The sequence below is a fragment of the Ochrobactrum sp. C6C9 genome (assembly GCF_022627935.1).
In the GTDB taxonomy this organism is placed as follows: Bacteria; Pseudomonadota; Alphaproteobacteria; order Rhizobiales; family Rhizobiaceae; genus Brucella; species Brucella teleogrylli.
In genome coordinates, this window is record NZ_JABXGB010000004.1 from 188,956 (window position 1) to 208,731 (window position 19,776).

Genomic DNA, 19,776 nt, shown 5'->3' on the forward strand with positions numbered 1-19,776 from the left:
GGATCACACCATATATTTGTCCCAGAAGCCGCTTTGCGGCGCGATTTGCTCGACCACATCCACCCACAAGCCAGTTGGATCTGCGAAGCCAAAGCGGCGCTGGCCGAAAGGCTCTTCAGTGAGCGGATAAGTAATTGGCAGCCCCCTGCCTGCCAGTTCCTCATGGGCGGCCTTTGCGTCCGCAACTTCCATTTCGAAGCAGAGTCCGCTTCCGGTGTAGATTTCGGGGCCGGGGGGCGACGAAGGATGATCCGGTGTCATGAAGGCGATTGAGGCCGTTCCGCCCTCTGCGACGAGCAGGCAAAACCATGAACTATCGAAAGCCACCTCAAACTCAAGATATTTAGCCCAAAAGTCGCGTGCCGCGTTTTTGTTTGGGGTGACGATGATGGGGTAGCGGTCGGTAAATCGCATACTGGCCTCCTTGCCTAATATAAACAAACAGACTATCTGTTTTTATGGCAGACTTAAAAACAAACAGACTGTCTGTCAATAAAATTCTGAAGGAAGCGGCCATGACCAAGAATGAACTTCGCACGAGCCAGACCAAGGGGCGGTTGGTTGCTGCGGCGCGAACATTGTTTGCCCGGGAAGGCTATGCCCCAACCAGCACGGAGGCGATTATAGCTGCAGCCGGTGTGACACGAGGTGCGCTCTATCATCACTATCGGGACAAGTCGGAGTTATTCGAGGCGGTGTGTCGCGATCTCGCCGTTGATGCCGCTGAGGAGATCCGAATCGCAACCGAGGGTTTGACCAATCCTGTCGAGGCGCTGGAGCAGGGTTCTCTCGCGTGGATTGACTTTATGCTCCGACCGGAAAGCCGTCGCATACTTGTTATCGATGCGCCAGGCGTACTCGGGCGCGAAAGATGGGAAGCGCTTGATCGCGAACTTTCCTTTGATCTCCTCCGCATCGGCGTAGAAGAGGCGATTGATGCCGGCGCCATACGCTTCTCAGCTGGCCCGACTATGCTTGCCATACTGCTCAACGGCGCGATGAACGAGATTGCGTTGCGCGCCGAAGAGGATGACGTCGCTGCATTGAAAGCCGGGCTGCTAGAGTTGCTTGGCGCGCTGAAGTCTTGATTGCGGCCAAGCTCTTACGCATCCGACTATGTCGCAGCATACCCGGCGCTGGCCCGCCCGTGCGTCCTCCTTCAGAGCGGCATTATCCAGCGTCGCTTCTGCGATAAAAGTGGTGCATTGACTCCTCATAAAAAGTGGCTATAACTACAAATGCAGACTGAAGATTTAAGACCATCTGCGAGGGTGGTCTTATTGTGTCTGGAATCCGGATAAGTCCTCTTGCAGATGTCATAGCGACGTTGGGAGGACGCCGTAATGCACGGAAGCAAAATAGCCCTTAGGGGCGTACCGGATATCATTTCCTACATAGATGCGAATGACGGCATTCGAGGCCGCGCCGGTGTCATCTGGTGGCTCGCCCTTGGTGGCCTGTTTCTTGATGCCTTCGCCAATTCGGCATTGAGCGCAGGCCTTGGGCCAATGACACGCGATCTGGGACTGGACGCGGCGCAGGTCGCATTGATGACCTCATTCGCCGCGTGGGTGTCGATCGCGTTCAATCCGATTGGTGGCTGGATTGCCGACCGTTGGGGTCGTATGCGCCCGCTGATATTCGCAAAGCTCATCGCGCTCATCGGCGCAGTGCTGGTGATGACCGCGCATTCCTATGAAGTCATTCTGTTGGGACGCTTCTTCGTTGGCGCCGCCTACGGTATCGACTTTGCCATCGCCATGGCCGTCCTTGCCGAGTTCACCCCTGCGCGCCTGCGCAGCCGTCTCAATACATGGCAGGGCATCTGGTACACAGCCGTTTGTACCAATGTGCTTCTGGCCATGCTGTTCTACAGCTGGGATGTGGGTGATGCGATCTGGCGCTATTCCGTCGCGGCCACAGGTATCTTTGCCTTTGCCATCATGGTGCTTCAGGCAGTGTTCATGGTTGAAAGCCCGATCTGGCTTGCCCGCAAGGAAAGGCTGGAAGAGGCCGCCCGTGCGATGACCCGCATCTATCATCGCGATTTCGTTGCCGCTCTTCCGGAAGACCGTCTACCGGTTCTCAATCAGGCCCGCCGCGGCATTGCCAATGTTGCCCTGATTTTCCGTGGCATCTATCTGCCCCGCACTATTCTAGCGGCCACTGTCCAGATCGGGCAATCCATCCAGTATTTTGCTGTGGGCTGGTATCTACCCCTCATCAGTGCGGCGCTGTTCGGCAAGGATTTCATCTATGCCATGTTGGGCACGCTGGTGTTCAACGTATTCGGTATCATCGGCGGCTTTTCTTCACCTGTCATCGGGCGCGTGCTTGGCCTGCGCAAGGCTTCCGCCATCGGTTTTGGTGCAGTCTTCGTCATGCTGGTCATCATGGGCCTGTTCCATGACACCATGCCGACATGGCTCGCGGTGATCGTGCCTTCTCTGTTCATCCTGTTCCATTCCGGTGGTCCGGGCGCAAACGGCAAGAGCCTGTCGTCGCTCTCGTTCCGAAGCGAACTGCGTGCGGGCGCCAACGGCATCATCGGTGCACTCGGCGCCATGGGAGCGGCCCTTGGCCTGCTGGTCTTTCCGCTCTTTCGTGAGAGCTACGGCCTCGGCCCGACATTCCTGATCCTGTCAGTGGTTCCACTGATCGCTTGCATCATCTGCTCGATCATTCAGTGGGATCCGACCCGCACCAAGGTCAGCCCAGATGACGAGCCAAATGCGCCGCAGTTCGAAGGCGACCGGTAACAACGGAGGATAATGTGAACGGACGCAGACAGGCCATTCTGGCCATTGATGAAGGAACGTCCGGAACCAGGGCCGCGCTTGTCGCGGCCGACGGTTCGGTCTCCGCCGTCAATTACACGACGGTTGCCGTCTCTTCACCACGTCACAACGTGGTGGAGCAGGACGCCGATGTTCTTTTGCAAAAGACCATCGAAATGTGCGGCAAGACCATTGCAGCCGCACGTGATGCGGACGTGGAGATTGCTGCAATGGCAATCGCCACGCAACGCGCCACCGGTGTTCTGTGGGATACGCAAACGGGCCGGGCGCTGGTTCCCGCCATGGTCTGGCAGGATTCGCGCTATGCCGAAGAACTGAAACCACTCGGAGCCGTCTGGGACGCGAAACTCGTGTCGCTTGCCGGACGTCCTGTGGGCGGACGCGCGATCTATCTATGGGCGGCGCGCCACATGCAGGAGACGCCCGCCGTGCGGGAGGCATGGAAAGCGAAAAGGCTTGCTTTCGGCACGGTCGACACGTGGCTGCTGTGGAATCTGTCCGAAGAACGCAAGGCCGTCACCACGCCGACGAATGCGACTTCTGCCGGTGCCTATATTCTCGCTGAGAACCGCTACTTCACCGAATGGGTGGAGGCGCAGGATTTTCCGCTGGAGCTGTTGCCCGCGCTGAAACAGGATGCTGACGATTTCGGTTATACGCGCCAGGATATTCTCGGTATCCGCGTGCCGATCAAGGCGTCTTGCGGTGATCAGCTCGGTGGTCTTGTCGGTCTTGGCTGTCACGATGCAGGGCAAGCCATGTGCGTACACGGTACGGGCAGTTTCGTCGATCTTGTGATCGGAAAGCAGACGCCAAAGAATCCCGGCCTCTACGAGGCAACTTTCACCATGACGGCCTGGCGGAGCGAGAACCTCTCGCATTTCGCGGTCGAGACTTACGCCGCCACAACCGGATCGGCGCTCAACTGGCTCTGTAATGAAATGCGCTGGTTCGAGAATGCCAAGGAAATCAGCGAACTGGCTGCAACTGTACCGTCTTCCGATGGCCTGTTCTTCATGCCGACCCTGACGGGATTGCGCCAGCCAAACATCGTTCCCGATGGCCGGGCATCACTGACCGGGCTCTCGATGGCACATAGCCGGGCGCATCTTGCTCATGCCATTCTGGAAGGTATTGCGCATTCGGTCGTTTCCTGTGCGGAGGCGAGCTCTAAAGTGGCGGGCGTTCCGGTTCGGGAAGTGGTAGCAGGCGGAGGGCTTTCCTCCAGCGATACGCTGCTTCAGCTGCAGGCCGATCTCAGCGGTGTGCCGGTGCGGCGCATGGCGGATCAGGATCGCGCGAGCCTGCGGGGAACCGCATTTCTGGCAGCCAGCGATGGCTTGCTCTGGAGCGACCTTGCTGAAGCTCGCGGCACGCTGCCCGAAGGCAATCTTTTTATCCCCAAGACCAGCGAAGCGGAAAGACAGGACCGCAGAGCGCGGTGGCATTCCCTCACGGATGAGGAAGTCGCACGCGTTCGATCCGGTCACTATCATTAAACAGGAGTTGAAATGCTGAATCTGCGCTCCCGGCGCGCGGACAAGGATCGCGCCCGGATGATCCGCACCGAACCGCTGCGGCTGAACCGTTCGGAACAGGAAGACCGTCTTGCCACCGAAACCTACGATATTCTGATCGTCGGCGGCGGCGTGACCGGGGCTTACTGCGCCTTCGACGCAAGTCTGCGCGGCTTTCGTGTTGCGCTGGTCGAGAAGGATGATTTCGCATCCGGTACATCATCGAAATCCTCCAAGATGGTGCATGGCGGCTTGCGCTATATCGAACAGGGCAATCTTGGGCTGGTTCGTCATTCCCTGCTGGAGCGCCAACGCCTGCGCCGCAACGCAAGCCATCTGGTGCAGCGCCTGCCTTTCCTGTTCCCCATTCTTGAAAGGGATGGTGTGTTCGACTCGCGCTTTGCCAAGGCGTTTGAAGGCTTGCTCTGGACCTATGATCTGGCAGGCGGATGGCGCGAAGGCATCCTGCATCAGAAGCTGACTGCGGCGGAAGTGCTGGCGCATTGCCCGACCTTCAAGGACGAGTATCTGCGCGGTGGCCTGATGTATTTCGATGCCCGCGTCGACGATGCGCGCCTGACGCTGGCGCTTGCCCGCTCGGCCGGTTTTCATGGGGCGACGGTCCTCAACCACTCGAAAGTTGCCGAGATCACCCGCAGTTCGGGCCGGGTTGATGGCGCAATCGTTCATACCGTCGAGGGCAAGGAAATCCGGGTGCGCGCCAAGGCCGTCATCATGGCGACGGGCGTATGGCTGCGCGACTGGATGGGCCTTGGCAAGGACGGCGAAAAGCCGTTGCATGTGCGCCCCGCCAAGGGTGTTCACGTGGCGATCCCCTGGCTGAAAATCCGCAACGACTGCACGGTGACGGTGCCGGTGCCGGGCCGTAGCCGCCGGGCGACCATCACGCGCTGGGGCAATGTCTCCTATCTCGGCACGACCGATGAGGATTATCAGGGCGATCTCGATGATGTGCATTGCACCCGCCGAGAACTCGATTTTCTGATCGAGGGCGCTTGCAGCGCGCTCAATATCGATCTGACGCCAGATGATGTCGTCGGCAGCATTGCCGGATGTCGTCCGCTGGTCGCCGCTTCATCGGGCGGCAGCACCATGGACGTCAAACGCGACCATTCCGTGCATGTTGCGCCTGATGGCCTTGTCACGATTGTGGGCGGTAAGCTGACGACGTCGCGCCATATGGCCGAACAGACGGTGGATGCCGCCGCGAAAGTTCTGGGTGATCGCCGCCGTTGCACCACCAAGAAAGCCTTTTTGCTCGGTGCCGCCGGTTATGACGCGCAGGCAATCGTCGCTTCGGGTGGCATGGAGGCGCATCTGGGCGAACGTTACGGTACGGAATCGCGCTTCGTCAGTGATCTGATGGCCGCTCGTCCTGAACTTGGCCAACCGATTGTGGAAGGGTTGCCCTATACCGGCGGCGAAGTCATCTACGCCGCCCGGCATGAACTTGCCCGGACCATCGATGACGTGCTGTCGCGTCGTATGCGTGCCCGCCTGATGGCGCGCGATGCTTCCGCCCGTGCCGCCGCCAAGGTGGGCGCTTTGCTGGGTGAGGAGCTTGGTCTCCCCCAAACCGAAATCGACCGTCAGGTCGCCGCTTATGTGGCTGCGACCGAAAAAGAAAAATCCATTCTCATAGGAGCGAACTGAATATGATCAGCAAGGAAGCCATCAAACGTGGTTATAATCGTGGAAATTATGTCGTTGGCGCACCGACCCAGCCGCATTATGCCGGCAGCATCAAGGAAATCGGCACCGAGGCCGATCTGGCTCAGAACGCCGTTGCCGTAGACGCTGCTCTCGTTGAAAAGCTGCGGGGCGTTGCAGACGAAGTTCTGACAGCGCGCGAAGATGTCGTCGTGAACACCCGCGACTGGTGGGCGCGCACCATGGTCGCGGAAACGGGTGGAAAGCCCGCAACGGTCGACGGCGTATTCGTTCGCGTTTCGACGGTCGAACAGGTTCAGTCCGTCATGCGCCTTGCGCATGAAGCAAAAGTTCCGGTTACGGTTTCTGCCGGACGCTCCAACGTTACGGGCGCGGCACTCCCGTTGCGCGGCGGTATTGTGCTTGATGTCTGCAATCTCAACCGTTTCGTCAGCTTCGATGCGGACAGCCAGATCGTTGAAGTTGAAGCTGGCATGTTCGGCGATATTTTCGAGGAGATGATCCAGCGCGACTTTGGCATGACCATGGGCCATTGGCCGTCCTCATTCGGTATCAGCACCGTGGGCGGCTGGATCGCTTGCCGCGGCGCAGGTCAGCTTTCGACACGCTATGGCAAGATCGAGGACATGGTGTACGGCATGGAAGTCGTGCTGGCGGACGGTTCGCTGGTGACGGTTGGAAACTATGCCCGTGCAGCCATCGGACCCGATCTCCAGCAGCTATTCATTGGTTCGGAAGGCACGCTTGGCATTATCGTGAAGGCGCGCTTTAAGCTGCATCGTCTGCCGGATTATGCCCGCGCGATCGCTTATGGCTTCAAGAGCTTCGGCATCGGTCTGGAAGCCTGCCGCCGTATCATGCAGGGCGGCGCCAATCCCGCAGCACTGCGTCTTTACGACGAGCTGGAAAGCGGTGTGCAGTTCGGCCTGCCGGAAAGCAACGTGCTGTTGATCGCGGATGAAGGCGCTCAGGAAATGGTCGACGCCGTGACGGCGATCAGCGAGAAGGTTTGCGCCGAACTCGGTGACAAGCTCGATGGTGACACGATCTTCGAGAAGTGGCTCGACACGCGCTATCTGACCGGCAAGAGCGCCGAAGGCTTCAAGCGCAGCCCGGGCTTTGTTGCCGATACGCTGGAAATGACGGGATGCTGGCGCGATCTGCCTGCGATCTACGACGAGGTCGTCGCTGCAATCAATGCAGTGCCGGGGACGCTGGCCGGTTCGGCGCATCAGTCGCATGCCTATGTCGACGGCGCCTGCCTCTATTTCTCGCTGCGTGGCGACGTGGAAGTGGAAAAGCGCGCCGAATGGTATCGTGCTGCCTGGGATGCTGCCAATGCCGTTCTAATCAAGTATGGTGCCGCCTTGAGCCATCACCACGGCGTCGGACTGCTCCGCGCGCCTTACATGAAGGACGCTCTGGGTTCTGCGTTTCCTCTCCTTGAAACGGTGAAGAAGGCGCTCGACCCGGACAATCTGCTTAACCCCGGCAAGCTCGGACTTTCGCTCGACATGCCAAGAGACGGAAAATGATGGAATGACTTTGGACAGAACGATCGGTGAGCGGCTTTTGCGAACGCCAGTGATGGCGACGCTCTACGGCGTGGATAATCTTCAGGCATTTCTGGACAGCAAGGCGGAAGTTGGCATTGTCGCCAACATTGCCTTGCGCCATGTGGCCGAAGTGCTCAACGCGCTTAAGAAAAGCAACAAGCTGATCGTTCTGAACATCGACAGTTGCGAAGGCCTGTCGCAGGACAAGGGAGCTATCGAATTCCTTGCCGAAATTGGCATTTCGGTTCTGCTGTCGACCCGTGTTCCAACAATCCAGAAGGCCGCGCAATGCGGCCTTCTGACCATGCAGAAAGTCTTTGTGACCGACCGGTCCACCTGGCCGCGCAGCCTGAAGGCGGTTTCGCAAAGTGGGCCCAATCTGGTGCAGATCATGCCATCGCCCATGCTCGGCTATCTATCTGCAGAGGACAAACGCCGTCTCCCGCCTATCGTAGCTTCCGGCTTTATCTGTGATGAGACCGATGTAGCAAAGGCAATGAAAGAGGGCGCAATTGCCGTTTCGTCAAGCAATAAATCCCTTTGGGACTATAGCAGGCGCAAGCCATAATCACACATTGATGACAGCTGACGGTGGAAGCGGCTGTTCTAGAGCGGTTCCGGTTAAAACGGAATCGAGGAACCGCTCTATCTATTTGTTTTTACGCATTATCCTACGCAAAACCGCTACGCACTTTTGCTGGAAATGCTCTAGTGCCGCTTGCACCGCATCTATTCAATAGGCGTTTCACCATCATTCTACTTTGCTTGATGGTTCTGCCACATATCCGCGTCACGCATGCCTGCCCTTCTCATCAGCGCCTACAATGACATCAAAGATTTTTCCCGCGCAGGATTAGCAACTTGTACTCGACGCTGCTCGGAGCAGTGTGAAATATATTTCATTATGTGAATTATATTGACATAGCAAATTTCTTCCGATTATCTGGCTTTACCGGATTTCGAGGAGGAGGTTCGGTCTTCAGGGTTCATCGGCCGCTCGGTAGGGCGACAAAGGATATTGGGAGGGGCTTCGGCCTCAAGGAGGGAACTTGCGCAATTTTCTAAGCACATCCGCAGCGGCGATCCTAGCAACGACGCTATTCACCGGCGTGGCAAGCGCGGAAACGGAAAATCCATTTCGCTGCAAGCCGGGCGAAAAATATGTCATGAACGTCATGGTTTCGGGCGTCGAATATTGGTTCCCGGTTTACGAGATGTTCAAACAAGCCGGTCAGCAGTTCGGTTGCGAGACAGCCTATACCGGCACGCCGGAATATGACGTCAACAAGCAGATCGCTACCTTCGATCAGGCGCTGGCCCAAAATCCGGCGGGCATTCTTGTCCATCCGATGAACTCGGACCCCTTCGTTGAGCCGATCAACCGGGCGATTGATCAGGGCACTGCCGTCGTCACTTTCGCTGCGGACTCACCACTCTCGAAACGTATTTCGTTCATCACTTCGGACAATACCCGCGAAGGCACCTATGCCGCCGACGCGATTGCAAAGAAGATGGGTGGCAAGGGCGAATATGCCGTTCTCGAAAATCCGGGTCAGGATAACCATGACAAGCGCATAGCGGCTTTCATCGCCCGGATGGATGAAAAATATCCAGACATGAAGCTCGTTGGTCGGGCGGCCTCCAACCAGGACCCTAACAAGGCCTATCAGGGGCTTATGAGTCTGGTTCAGGCACACCCAAACCTGGGCGCGGTTTTCATGCCGGAAGCCAACTCGGCGATCGGGGCCTCCCAGGCCAATCAGGAAAGCGGCGGCAAGATCCTCGTCATGTGTGCCGACGTCAATGCCAACATCCTCGATATGATCAAGGCTGGACAAGTGTTCGGCTCGATCAACCCTAATCAGGGCATGCAAGGCTATATGGGCTTCATGATGCTGTGGCTCGCCAAACATCCCGAACTCATTGACCCGATGAACGACTCCAAGCGTTCCGGCTTCAATCCGATGAGCATTCCATTCGTCGACAATGGGCTGTCGATTGTTACGGCAGAGAATGCGGACGACTTTTATTGGGACAAGTACCTGAAGCGGCGGGGCACCAAAGGGATCGACGAGTAACCTTTTGTGTCGGCCATCCGGGATGGTTAAGTTCCGTATGGCCACCGCACGCTTGGGGAGGAGCATGTCATGGTGTCTGTGCCCGTTTTGGAAATCCGCAACGTGAGCAAGCATTTCGGTGCGGTGAAAGCGTTAACGGACGTGAACTTCAGCCTCGCGAAGGGCGAAGTTCATGCGATCTGCGGCGAAAATGGCGCGGGGAAGTCGACGCTCATGAACATCATTGCCGGTGTGGTGCAGCCGACAGAAGGCGAAATCCGCGTAGAGGGTTCGCCGGTCCGGGTAACGTCGCCCACCATTGCGCAGGCTCTTGGGCTTGGTCTTGTCCATCAGGAAATTGCGCTCTGCCCCGATGTGACCGTGGCCGAGAACATGTTCATGGCGGCAACAGATCGTCGCCGTTCGCCCTTCATGAACTACGCCGAGTTACAGCGGAACGCGCAGGCAGTGATGGACCGGCTGGCACCGATTGATGTGCGCCGCAAGGTCTCGGAACTGTCGATCTCCAACCAGCAACTGGTCGAAATTGCAAAAGCATTGACGCTCGATTGCAAAGTTCTGATCTTCGATGAACCAACGGCGGCGCTGACGGAAGCCGAGACAAAGGTTTTGTTCGGTATTATCCGAAACCTGAAATCCCAGGGAATATCGATCATCTATATCAGCCACCGCATGGCCGAAATCTTCAGCCTGTGTGATCGGGTCACCGTGCTGCGCGATGGGCGCTATGTTTCGACAGAGAACGTCGCGGACCTGACGCCGGATGATATCGTGCGTCGTATGGTCGGTCGCGAGATTACGCAGCTCTATCCTGAAAAGCAGGCTTTGGAAGAGCGTACGGAAGAAACCGTTCTGAGTGTCCGTGGTCTTGGGGACAACAGCCGTTTCAAAGACGTCAGTTTCAACTTGCGACAAGGCGAAATTCTGGGTGTTGGTGGGCTGATTGGATCGGGACGTACCGAAATCGCCGAAGGCATCTGCGGATTGCGCCCTGTTCACGAGGGCGAGGTGTTTCTGTATGGGCAGAAGCTTCGGGCGAAGTCTTACGCCGACGCAGTGCAGGCGGGGGTTGTCTATCTCTCGGAAGACCGGAAGGGTTCCGGGGTCTTCCTCGATCTTTCTATTGCCCAAAACATTGCTGTCCTGGACCTGAAATCGCTGACCGGACCGCTAGGTCTATTGAACTCCAAGGCTGAAGCCGAACGCGCACAAGAACTCACCCGTCGGCTCGGCGTGCGAATGGGCGGGATCGGCATGCCTGTCTCGTCGCTTTCGGGCGGCAATCAGCAGAAGGTGGCCATAGCCAAGCAGCTGGCGGTCAATCCGAAGGTCATCCTGATGGACGAACCGACGCGAGGCATCGATGTTGGTGCGAAATCGGAAATCCACCGGCTGCTGCGTGATCTCGCGCGCTCCGGAATTGGCATCATTGTGATTTCATCGGAACTGCCGGAACTTCTCGGCCTTTGCGACAGGGTGCTGGTCATCCGGGAGGGTAGGGTTATGGGTGAAGTCGAGGGCGAAGCGATGACGGAACAAGCGATCATGCGGCTTGCGTCGGGCATTGATGACCCCAAGAATTCGAAGGCATCACAGCATGTCGCATGAACAGGAAACAGGGGCTGGGAAGACGGTCATGACGAGCGCAACAGTGACAACAACCTATGGAAAAGGCGCCTCAGGCTGGAAACGGCTGGGCACGATGCGCGAAGCGGGACTGATCGCGATCATTCTGGCGCTTTGCATCGCCATGAGCTTCGCGTCGCCGCACTTCCTGACATTTGGCAATTTTCGGGCCATGCTGATGTCGTTTTCGGTAGAAGGCATTGTCGTTGTTGGTATGACGATCTTGTTGATCGTCGGCGGCATCGACCTGTCGGTGGGTTCGGTCGTCTGCTTCTCGATGGTTCTTTCGGGGACATTGTTTCTGATGGGGCTCGACCCCTGGAGCGCATCGCTGATCGGCATTATCGCCAGCGGATTGATCGGCTGTGTCATGGGTTTCTTCGTTACGGTCGTGGGCTTGAACCACTTCATCACATCGCTGGCAGCGATGGTGATCGTACGCGGCGTCTGCCTGATCATAACCAAAGGCACCCCGCTGTCGCTCTTCACCTTGCCGCCATCGTTCAAGGCGATCGGGCAGGGCACGTTTCAGGGCGTCCCGATTGTCATTCTGATCTTCGTCGCCGTGGTCGTATTTTTCGATTTCCTGCTGCGTCGTGCAACGGCCTTCCGCAAGGTTTTCTACACCGGCAGCAACGAGAAGGCAGCGCTCTATTCCGGCATCAAGACCAATCAGGTGAAATTCTGGGTAACAGTACTTTGCGCCACGCTGTCGGGTGTGGCAGGCGTTATCTACATGTCCCGCTTCGGTGCAGCGACGCCCACCTTCGGTGTTGGCATGGAACTCAACATCATTGCCGCTGCCGTGATCGGGGGCGCCTCGTTGAGTGGGGGCTCAGGCACGATCCTGGGGGCAATTCTCGGTATTGCCCTGCTTTCGGTGGTCACAAGTTCGCTGATCTTGCTAAACGTCTCGGTCTATTGGCAAGACATGATCAAGGGTTGCATTCTGCTTGCCGCCGTATCGATTGACCATTTTCTTCATAAGCGGAAGGCTGCCTGACATGCCGATTGCCAAACGGAAACCCGCTAACGCGCCGCGCGAGGAAATTGTCGTCGCAAGGCAGATGCATCAGGCCCTGGTCCTGCATTTTCTCGAAGGATTGACACAGGCGCAAATTGCCGACCAGCTTGGCATCTCGCATGCGACGGTAAACCGCCTCATCAAGCGTGGTCGCCAGCTCGGCCTCGTCGAAATCAAGATCAAGTCGCCCGTCGAACCGCTGGTCGACATGGAGGAACAGCTTCTGGCGCTCGGCGGCATCGGTCGTGCCGTGATCGTGCCGACCGTGTCTGACAATCCGCAAACGGCTCTTCAGGCGGTTGGTGAGGCGGCAGCTCGGTTGCTGCTTGAGGAGATTACCGACGGAGATACGATCTGCATCACCGGTGGCAAGGGCGTCAGTGCCGTAGTGGCCGGGCTTCAGGCGCAGCGGCACTTCGCTGTGGAGGTGATCCCGGCGACCGGTTGTGTGCAGGGAAAGCATTATACCGACGTCAATCACGTCTCAACGTTGATGGCGGATCGGCTGGGCGGTCACTCCTACCAAATCCATGCGCCGCTGTTTGCCGATAGTGCGGCTGAGCGTGACATGCTGATGAATATGCGCTCCGTCGCCGACGTGTTCGAACGAGCCCGCGAAGCCAAGATCGCAGTGGTCGGCATCGGTTCGATCCTGACGGATGATTCAAGCTATTACGACCTGCATCCATCTTCCAGCACGGATCGCGCTGCAATCGAGCGTTCTGGCGCGGCATGCGAACTTCTTGCACATCTGCTCGATGATCGGGGGCAGGTCTGCGACTACAGCCTCAACCGTTCGCTGGTGTCATTGACGCTGCCCGAATTCGCTTCGATCCCGACCAAGATCGGTGTGGCGAGCGGGCCGAACAAGGCAGCGCCGATCCTCAGCGTTCTGCGCGGCAATCATCTGGATACGCTGGTGACTGACGAGGCAACGGGCGCTCGGGTATTGGAACTGGCGAATGGCGAGGGGAAATGGATATGAGCGGGCAACAGTTGATAAGAGAGATCGGCAAGTCCGGCGTCTCCGCTTCGGCAGTCGGGCTGGGAACCTGGGCGATCGGCGGCTGGATGTGGGGCGGCACCGACGAAAAAGAATCTATCGCTGCGATACAGGCTTCGCTCGATGCCGGTGTCACGCTGATTGACACTGCGCCAGCCTATGGGCTTGGCCGCTCCGAAGAGATCGTCGGAAAGGCATTGGCCGGACGCCGCGAGAAGGCGGTTATTGCCACCAAATGCGGCCTTGTCTGGCATACGCGAAAGGGGCGGCACTTTTTCGATCAGGACGGCAAGCCGGTCCACCGATACCTCGGTCGCGATGCGATCCAGCACGAGGTTGAAGAAAGCCTGAGAAGGCTTGGAACAGACTATATCGACCTCTACATCACCCATTGGCAGGACCCGACGACACCGGTTGAGGAGACGATGCGGGCGCTGGAGGATCTTCGAACCTCCGGCAAGATCCGGGCGATTGGAGCGAGCAATGTCAGCCGCCATGATCTTGAAGCCTATATTGCGATTGGGGGTCTCGACGCCATTCAAGAGCGATACAGCATGATTGATCGTGAAATCGAGGCAGACCTTCTGCCGCTGACCCGAGACAAAGGCATCGCGACATTGAGCTATTCGTCGCTGGCGCTGGGGCTCTTATCCGGCGCAATAGGGGCAGACCGGGTGTTTTCTGGCGACGATCAGCGCAAGAACAATCCGCGCTTCTCCGTCGGCAATCGGCAGAAGGCGACGGCATTTGCCGACACCATCCGACCGGTTGCTGAAAAGCACAGTGCCAGTATCGCTCAAACGGTGATCGCCTGGACGCTTGCGCAGCCCGGTGTGACCTTTGCGCTCTGCGGAGCGCGTAACCCGGCACAGGCAATGGACAATGCGCGGGCTGGAACAATCCGGCTGGACGCTGCCGATCTTGCCGCCATCGATACGACCATAGCGGTGAAACTGACTGACATGGACAGGTAACGGATCGCCATCATGAAGCGTGAAGAGATATTGGACGGGATCCGCCAGATCCCGAAGGTGGACGTGTGCGTGATTGGCGGCGGCATCAATGGCGTCAGCGTCTTCCGGGAACTCGCGTTGCAAGGGCTAAATGTATTGCTGGTGGAGAAGCACGATTATTGCTCGGGCGCCAGTTCGGCCCTCTCACGCATGGTCCATGGAGGGCTTCGCTATCTGGAAAATGGCGAGTTCAAGCTTGTGAAGGAGTCGCTGGCCGAGCGTGACCGTCTGCTACGCAATGCGCCGCATTATGTTGCGCCGCTGCCGACGACAGTACCTGTGTTCGATATCTTCTCCGGTCTTGGCAACGGCATCGTCCGGTTCCTGGGGTTAAGCCGACGGCCCAGTCGCCGCGGTGCCCTCGCAATCAAAGCAGGCCTCTGCATCTATGATTTCCTGACGCGAAAGCGGGCACTGATGCCGCGTCACCAGTTTCGCGGTCGTCGCACGACGCTCAAAAAATGGCCCGCGCTCAACCGCAATATCAAAAGTTCCGCAACCTATTTTGACGCCTGGGTGAGCCATCCAGAGAGATTGGGGATCGAACTGCTGAGGGATGGTTTGGAGGCGGGCGGTGATGTTTGGGCGTTGAATTACGCAGAACTGCGCCGCACAGAGGATGGGCGCTATCGCGTTGAAGACCATCTCGGTGGCACCTCTGTTACCATCGATCCGGCGTTGATCATCAACGCCACCGGCGGCTGGATCGACATTGCCAATGAAGCACTTTTTTCACCGCAAGCGCGCCCGGCGCCCTTGATGGGCGGCACCAAGGGCTCGCATCTGATCATCGACAATGCGGAATTGCGTGACGCGCTTGCCGATCACATGATTTATTACGAGAACGAGGATGGGCGAATTTGCATCCTCTTTCCCTATCTCGGCAAGGTCCTCGTCGGATCCACGGATATTCGGGTGGACAATCCCGAGGCGGTGCGTTGCGAGGCGGAGGAGCGGGACTATATCCTGCAATCACTCGCCTTCGTTCTGCCAGACATCAGGGTCAGGCCTGACGAGATCGTCTTCCAGTTTTCCGGCGTAAGGCCATTGCCCACCAGCACTGACAGCTTTACCGGACGCATTCCACGGGACCATTTCTGTACGGTCATCGAACAGGGTGACGACGGCCCGTCGGTGTTGTGCATGATCGGTGGGAAATGGACGACATTCCGCTCGTTTGGTGAAATGGCAGCAGATATCGTTCTGGAAAAGCTTGGTCGGCAACGGCTTGTTTCGACAACTGATCGCGCAATCGGCGGCGGTCGCGTATTTCCCGCCAACGCGCTGGTTTGGCTGGCTGGCCTGGCGACAGCGAGGCGTATGTCCGAGGTGCGCATGGCTCAATTGTTCGAGCGTTATGGTACGCATGCCGAGACAGTTGCCGACTTCATCGCCGCAGGACCGGAAAGGCCACTGCCACACCCCGGTTATTCCGAGCGTGAAATCCTGTTCCTGATCCGGGACGAGGCAGTCGAACATCTCGATGATCTGCTTTTGCGACGAACGACGCTGGCCGTTTCGGGTGAGCTTTCGCTCGACATGATGGATGCCGTTCTCGACCTGCTTTCTCAAGAAAAGCGCTGGACCACCACACAGCGTGCCATTGAGCGCGCCCGTTTTCTCAACCTTCTCAGCGAGCGCCACGGCGTCAGCGAAATCATGCTTTCCGCAAGGAACGAACAAAGGAGTACAGAATGCGACACAATAGCAAAGTCCGGATGAACAGGCTGTTTGGCGGCGGGCGCTGCCTTGACGTAGCTATCGATCACGGCGTCTGCAACGAGCCATCCTTTCTGGATGGGCTGGAAGATATTCAGTCTGTCGTCAAGGCGTTGGTCGAGGCGGCACCGGATGCGATCCAGATGAATTACGGCCAGTCAGACCTTCTGCAGGACATTCCGGGGAAGGACAAACCGGCTTTAGTCATGCGTATCGATATGGGCAACCCCTATAATCGCATCCGCCATCGTGACATGTGGGCAGTGTTGCAGAACGAGGCAGAGCCGTTGATCGGTGCAATCGAGATGGATGCGGCTTGCGTCGTCGTCAACCTCTTCATGCTGCCGGACGAGCCTGAGTTGTTCCGTCAATGTGTGCAGAACATTTCCCGCGTGCGAGCCGATTGCGACAAATACGGAATGCCGCTTATGATCGAGCCACTGGTCATGCAGCCGGTCACCGAAAAGGGCGGCTATATGGTCGACGGTGATGCCGAAAAAATTGTGACACTGACGCGGCTTGCGCGCGAAATGGGCGCGGATATCATCAAGGCGGACCCGACGAATAATGTGGAAGATTTCCACCGCGTGGTCGAAGCCGCACGGTGCCCGGTTCTGGTGCGCGGTGGCGGCAAGGAAGATCTTCGTGCGGTGTTCGACAAATCTGCGAACTTGATGCGGCAAGGTGCGTTGGGCATGGTCTATGGGCGCAACATTTATCAGCATGCCAATCCCAATGCGGTCGTGCGAGGGTTGATGGCCATTATCCATGGGAATGCGAGCGGGGAAGAGGCATTCGAACTTTATCTGAAGGGCTAAAGCAGAGATTTTGGACCTTGGGAGGGGTTCTATATGGGAGAATATCTTTTAGGGCTCGACGCTGGAAACACCGTTATCAAGGCGGTGATCTTCGACCGAACAGGTCATGAAATTGCGGCTGCTTCCGAGGAGGGACGCAGCCGCATGCCATGCCCAGGCCATGTAGAGCGTGGTCTGGATGAGCTATGGACGAACGCACGGCACGTGATCCGTAGCTGTATCGAGCGTGCAGGGATATCGCCGGCTGAAATTATCGCAATCGGTTGCGCAGGCCATGGCAACGGACTTTATGCGCTGGACCGGGATGGCGCGCCGCTCATCGGCATCCAGTCGATCGATACGCGTGCGACCGGGCTGGTCGAGCAATGGGCCGCTCGGGGTGTGGGCGAGCGCACCCAGCCGATCGCGCGCCAGCGCCCCTGGCCATCGCAGACGCCGACCTTGCTTGCATGGTTGAAACGAAACCGGCCGGAGTTGTTCAGCAACATCGGCACGGTGTTCTTCTCGAAGGATTTCGTCGTCAATCGCCTGACTGGCCAACGCGTCAGCGAGGTTTCGGACATGTCCGGCGCGGGTCTGCTCAATCTGGCGACGCGCCGCTATGACAAGACCTTGATGGCAGCCTATGGCCTTGAAGATTGTATCGACCTCCTTCCTCCGCTGATCGAAAGCGCTGATATCGCGGGTACTGTCACGCAAGAAATTGCGGCGCAGACGGGGCTCGCTGCGGGAACGCCGGTGGTTGGGGGGCTATTCGACGTTGTCGCTTCGGCGCTCGGCTCAGGCGTCTCGCGCACCGGTAGCGCCTCAATCATTGCAGGCACCTGGAGCATCAATCAGGTCATTATCGACGGACCGGACCTCAATGAACCGGTATTCATGTCCTCGACATTTGATCGTACCCGCTACATGGCGATGGAGAACAGCGCGACCTCGGCCGCCAATCTGGAGTGGCTGGTCAAGGAGTTCTTCGAAGGTGAGAATGCGGACGGTGGTTCACCCTTCGATGCGTGCTGTGCCTTGGCCGGAGCGATCACGCCAGCAGCGGACGATCCGCTTTATCATCCCTACCTCTATGGTGCCCAGCAAGACGGTCACGCTCGCGCTGGTTTCTACGGTATCGCGGGTTGGCACACCAAAGGACATCTTGTTCGGGCGCTTCTCGAAGGTGTCGCTTTCGGTCATCGCCAGCATGTCGAGAGGATTCGCAGAGCGGGTGCCGTGTTCAACGAAGCCGTGCTTTCAGGCGGTGGGGCTCGCAGCCTGATATGGCCTCAGATATTCGCGGACATACTCGGCCTTCCTGTATCCGTCAGCCGTTCGCGTGAAACTGGTGCGCTCGGAGCGGCGATTGCCGCCGGAACCGGTGTCGGGCTTTTTGCCGATTTCAGCGAAGGTGCAGCCGCCATGGTCAAGGCCGAGCGGCATTACCTTCCGGACGCGTCGCTGGAAGGGCATTACGCCCGACGCTATACCCTTTTTAACAATATAGACGAGGCTATGAGACCGATCTGGCGGCGGTTGAATGCGACACAGTCCGCCGATTACGGAGTGCCGAGGGAAACCAGCTCGCCCTGTTGCCAGACGGCATGAATTTTTCGCGTATTGGTGATGTCATCCAGCGGGTTGGCATCAAGGACGATCAAATCGGCCCGCTGTCCTTCGGCAATCTTGCCCCTGTCGGTCAATTTCAGCAGCGCTGCGGCCTGCTCGGTTGCTACGCCGATTGCCTGAACGGGCGGGAGTCCTGCATTGACCAGATGTTCCAACTCGCGATGTTCGGCGAAGCCGGGTATACGTTCTGGAAAAGCACCTGCATCCGCACCAAAGCCGAATTTTACACCGCCAGCCTCTATCAATTTTGACAAATTGCGGAGGTTCATTTCCACATCTTGTCGCGCTTTTTGTGCCCGTTCGCTGGTAGCTGTCTTTTCGCGCCATTCTGCGCTGGAAAACTGGTCTTTCAGTTCAGGGCTTAAAGCCGATTGCAGGAAGGGGTTTTCCAGTAGCAATGGCTGGTCGGCGAAAATATAAGTTGCTTCGTCCATGTGCACCGTTGGAATATACCACGTACCCTTCTCGCGAAGAGCATCGATAAACTCCTGATCGATCTCAACGTCGCGAACACCGTGGGCTAGAATATCAGCGCCCGCAGCGACCAGCTTTTTGGCGTGGTCGAGTGTGTAGACATGGGCGGCGACAGCGAAACCCAGTTGGTGTGCTTCATCGATTGCTGCGCGAAAACAATCCTCGCTCATCGGTTGGATAGGTCCGAATGTGTCGATCCATAGCTTGATGATATCTATCGGTTGCTGCGCCATTTGGCGAACGACCTGACGCGCTTCTTCCGGTATCTGCGGACGTGGTGACAGACCGTCAGGGGCAAATATTCCCGCACCTGCTGTCATGAAGGACGCACCGTATTGCGGGTTATTGCGCATGTTTTCGCGGGTTTTGGGCTCGGGCGTGGGGGTCATGCCCAGCGAAACCACCGTGCCGATACCGTAAGCCTGAAACTGGCGTAACGCTGCATAAGCGTTTTCCGGTGTGAAATTATGTCGTCCGCCCGTCGTGCCCTTGATAAGCCCGACATGGGCGTGGTTGCTGGTGAATGCGGGGATCAGATATCGTCCTTGATAATCGACAATCTGCGCATTCTGCAAAGCTGCTGCCGTATTGTCCGTTTCGTTAAGGACCGCTGAAATAGTTCCATTCTCAATCAGGATCGCGCCGGGGCCAGACATCTCCTGGCCTATCAGCATGCGTATATTGGTCATCGCCAGTCTTGTGCCGCCACTACCGTAATTCCGTGTGTAGGCGCTGTTCGGTGCTATGCCACCGGCTATAAGTGTACCGATAAGAGTATTCACATTGCGTCGGGTCAATTTGGTCATCGTGATACCACTCCTGGGTTAGATTGAGAGGTAGGACG

Annotated in this window: 16 protein-coding genes; 14 read left to right on the forward strand and 2 right to left on the reverse strand. The window is 57.7% G+C overall.

The genetic code is table 11. The features are described 5' to 3' along the window. Positions 1-3: 3 nt before the first annotated feature. Positions 4-414, reverse strand: a complete 411-nt coding sequence (locus HWD97_RS04780) for a VOC family protein (protein WP_140025908.1) — start codon at positions 412-414, stop codon at positions 4-6. Between the two features lie 101 nt (positions 415-515). On the opposite strand from HWD97_RS04780, the gene HWD97_RS04785 reads away from it, so the two are divergent. From HWD97_RS04785 to HWD97_RS04850, 14 genes are all read left to right on the forward strand, one after another. Further along, the gene (locus HWD97_RS04785) at positions 516-1,088 is read left to right on the forward strand and encodes a TetR/AcrR family transcriptional regulator (RefSeq protein ID WP_371834812.1); all 573 of its coding nucleotides are present in this window, start codon (positions 516-518) and stop codon (positions 1,086-1,088) included. Positions 1,089-1,343: 255 nt separating this feature from the next. Beyond that, the gene (locus HWD97_RS04790; protein WP_109366276.1) at positions 1,344-2,759 is read left to right on the forward strand and encodes an MFS transporter; all 1,416 of its coding nucleotides are present in this window, start codon (positions 1,344-1,346) and stop codon (positions 2,757-2,759) included. Between the two features lie 14 nt (positions 2,760-2,773). Continuing rightward, positions 2,774-4,297, forward strand: coding sequence for an FGGY-family carbohydrate kinase (locus tag HWD97_RS04795; protein ID WP_371834813.1), 1,524 nt, complete (start codon positions 2,774-2,776; stop codon positions 4,295-4,297). 12 nt (positions 4,298-4,309) lie between these two features. Next, positions 4,310-5,989, forward strand: coding sequence for an FAD-dependent oxidoreductase (locus tag HWD97_RS04800; protein ID WP_371834814.1), 1,680 nt, complete (start codon positions 4,310-4,312; stop codon positions 5,987-5,989). 2 nt (positions 5,990-5,991) lie between these two features. Beyond that, complete coding sequence (locus tag HWD97_RS04805; RefSeq protein WP_371834815.1) at positions 5,992-7,542, forward strand: FAD-binding oxidoreductase; 1,551 nt, start codon at positions 5,992-5,994, stop codon at positions 7,540-7,542. A gap of 4 nt (positions 7,543-7,546) precedes the next feature. Next, a complete protein-coding gene (locus tag HWD97_RS04810; protein ID WP_121539199.1) occupies positions 7,547-8,131 on the forward strand; it encodes a glycerol-3-phosphate responsive antiterminator in 585 nt (194 codons plus the stop codon). A gap of 481 nt (positions 8,132-8,612) precedes the next feature. Then, the gene (locus tag HWD97_RS04815) at positions 8,613-9,641 is read left to right on the forward strand and encodes a substrate-binding domain-containing protein (RefSeq protein WP_371834816.1); all 1,029 of its coding nucleotides are present in this window, start codon (positions 8,613-8,615) and stop codon (positions 9,639-9,641) included. Between the two features lie 69 nt (positions 9,642-9,710). Continuing rightward, entirely contained in the window at positions 9,711-11,249 is a 1,539-nt protein-coding gene (locus HWD97_RS04820; RefSeq protein ID WP_371834817.1) for a sugar ABC transporter ATP-binding protein, read from the forward strand. Between the two features lie 28 nt (positions 11,250-11,277). Then, positions 11,278-12,270, forward strand: coding sequence for an ABC transporter permease (locus tag HWD97_RS04825; RefSeq protein WP_109366269.1), 993 nt, complete (start codon positions 11,278-11,280; stop codon positions 12,268-12,270). 1 nt (position 12,271) lies between these two features. Next, entirely contained in the window at positions 12,272-13,276 is a 1,005-nt protein-coding gene (locus HWD97_RS04830) for a sugar-binding transcriptional regulator (protein ID WP_371834818.1), read from the forward strand. Continuing rightward, complete coding sequence (locus HWD97_RS04835) at positions 13,273-14,268, forward strand: aldo/keto reductase (protein ID WP_371834819.1); 996 nt, start codon at positions 13,273-13,275, stop codon at positions 14,266-14,268. Before HWD97_RS04830 ends, HWD97_RS04835 begins: the two co-directional genes overlap by 4 nt. A gap of 12 nt (positions 14,269-14,280) precedes the next feature. Continuing rightward, complete coding sequence (locus HWD97_RS04840) at positions 14,281-16,029, forward strand: FAD-dependent oxidoreductase (protein ID WP_371834820.1); 1,749 nt, start codon at positions 14,281-14,283, stop codon at positions 16,027-16,029. Continuing rightward, positions 16,002-16,844, forward strand: coding sequence for a class I fructose-bisphosphate aldolase (locus tag HWD97_RS04845; RefSeq protein WP_109366265.1), 843 nt, complete (start codon positions 16,002-16,004; stop codon positions 16,842-16,844). The genes HWD97_RS04840 and HWD97_RS04845 overlap by 28 nt, the downstream gene beginning before the upstream one ends. Positions 16,845-16,877: 33 nt before the next feature. Then, the gene (locus HWD97_RS04850; protein WP_371834821.1) at positions 16,878-18,437 is read left to right on the forward strand and encodes an FGGY-family carbohydrate kinase; all 1,560 of its coding nucleotides are present in this window, start codon (positions 16,878-16,880) and stop codon (positions 18,435-18,437) included. On the opposite strand, the gene HWD97_RS04855 is transcribed toward HWD97_RS04850, so the two are convergent. Next, complete coding sequence (locus tag HWD97_RS04855; RefSeq protein ID WP_371834822.1) at positions 18,389-19,738, reverse strand: amidohydrolase family protein; 1,350 nt, start codon at positions 19,736-19,738, stop codon at positions 18,389-18,391. The genes HWD97_RS04850 and HWD97_RS04855 overlap by 49 nt on opposite strands. Positions 19,739-19,776: the final 38 nt, after the last annotated feature.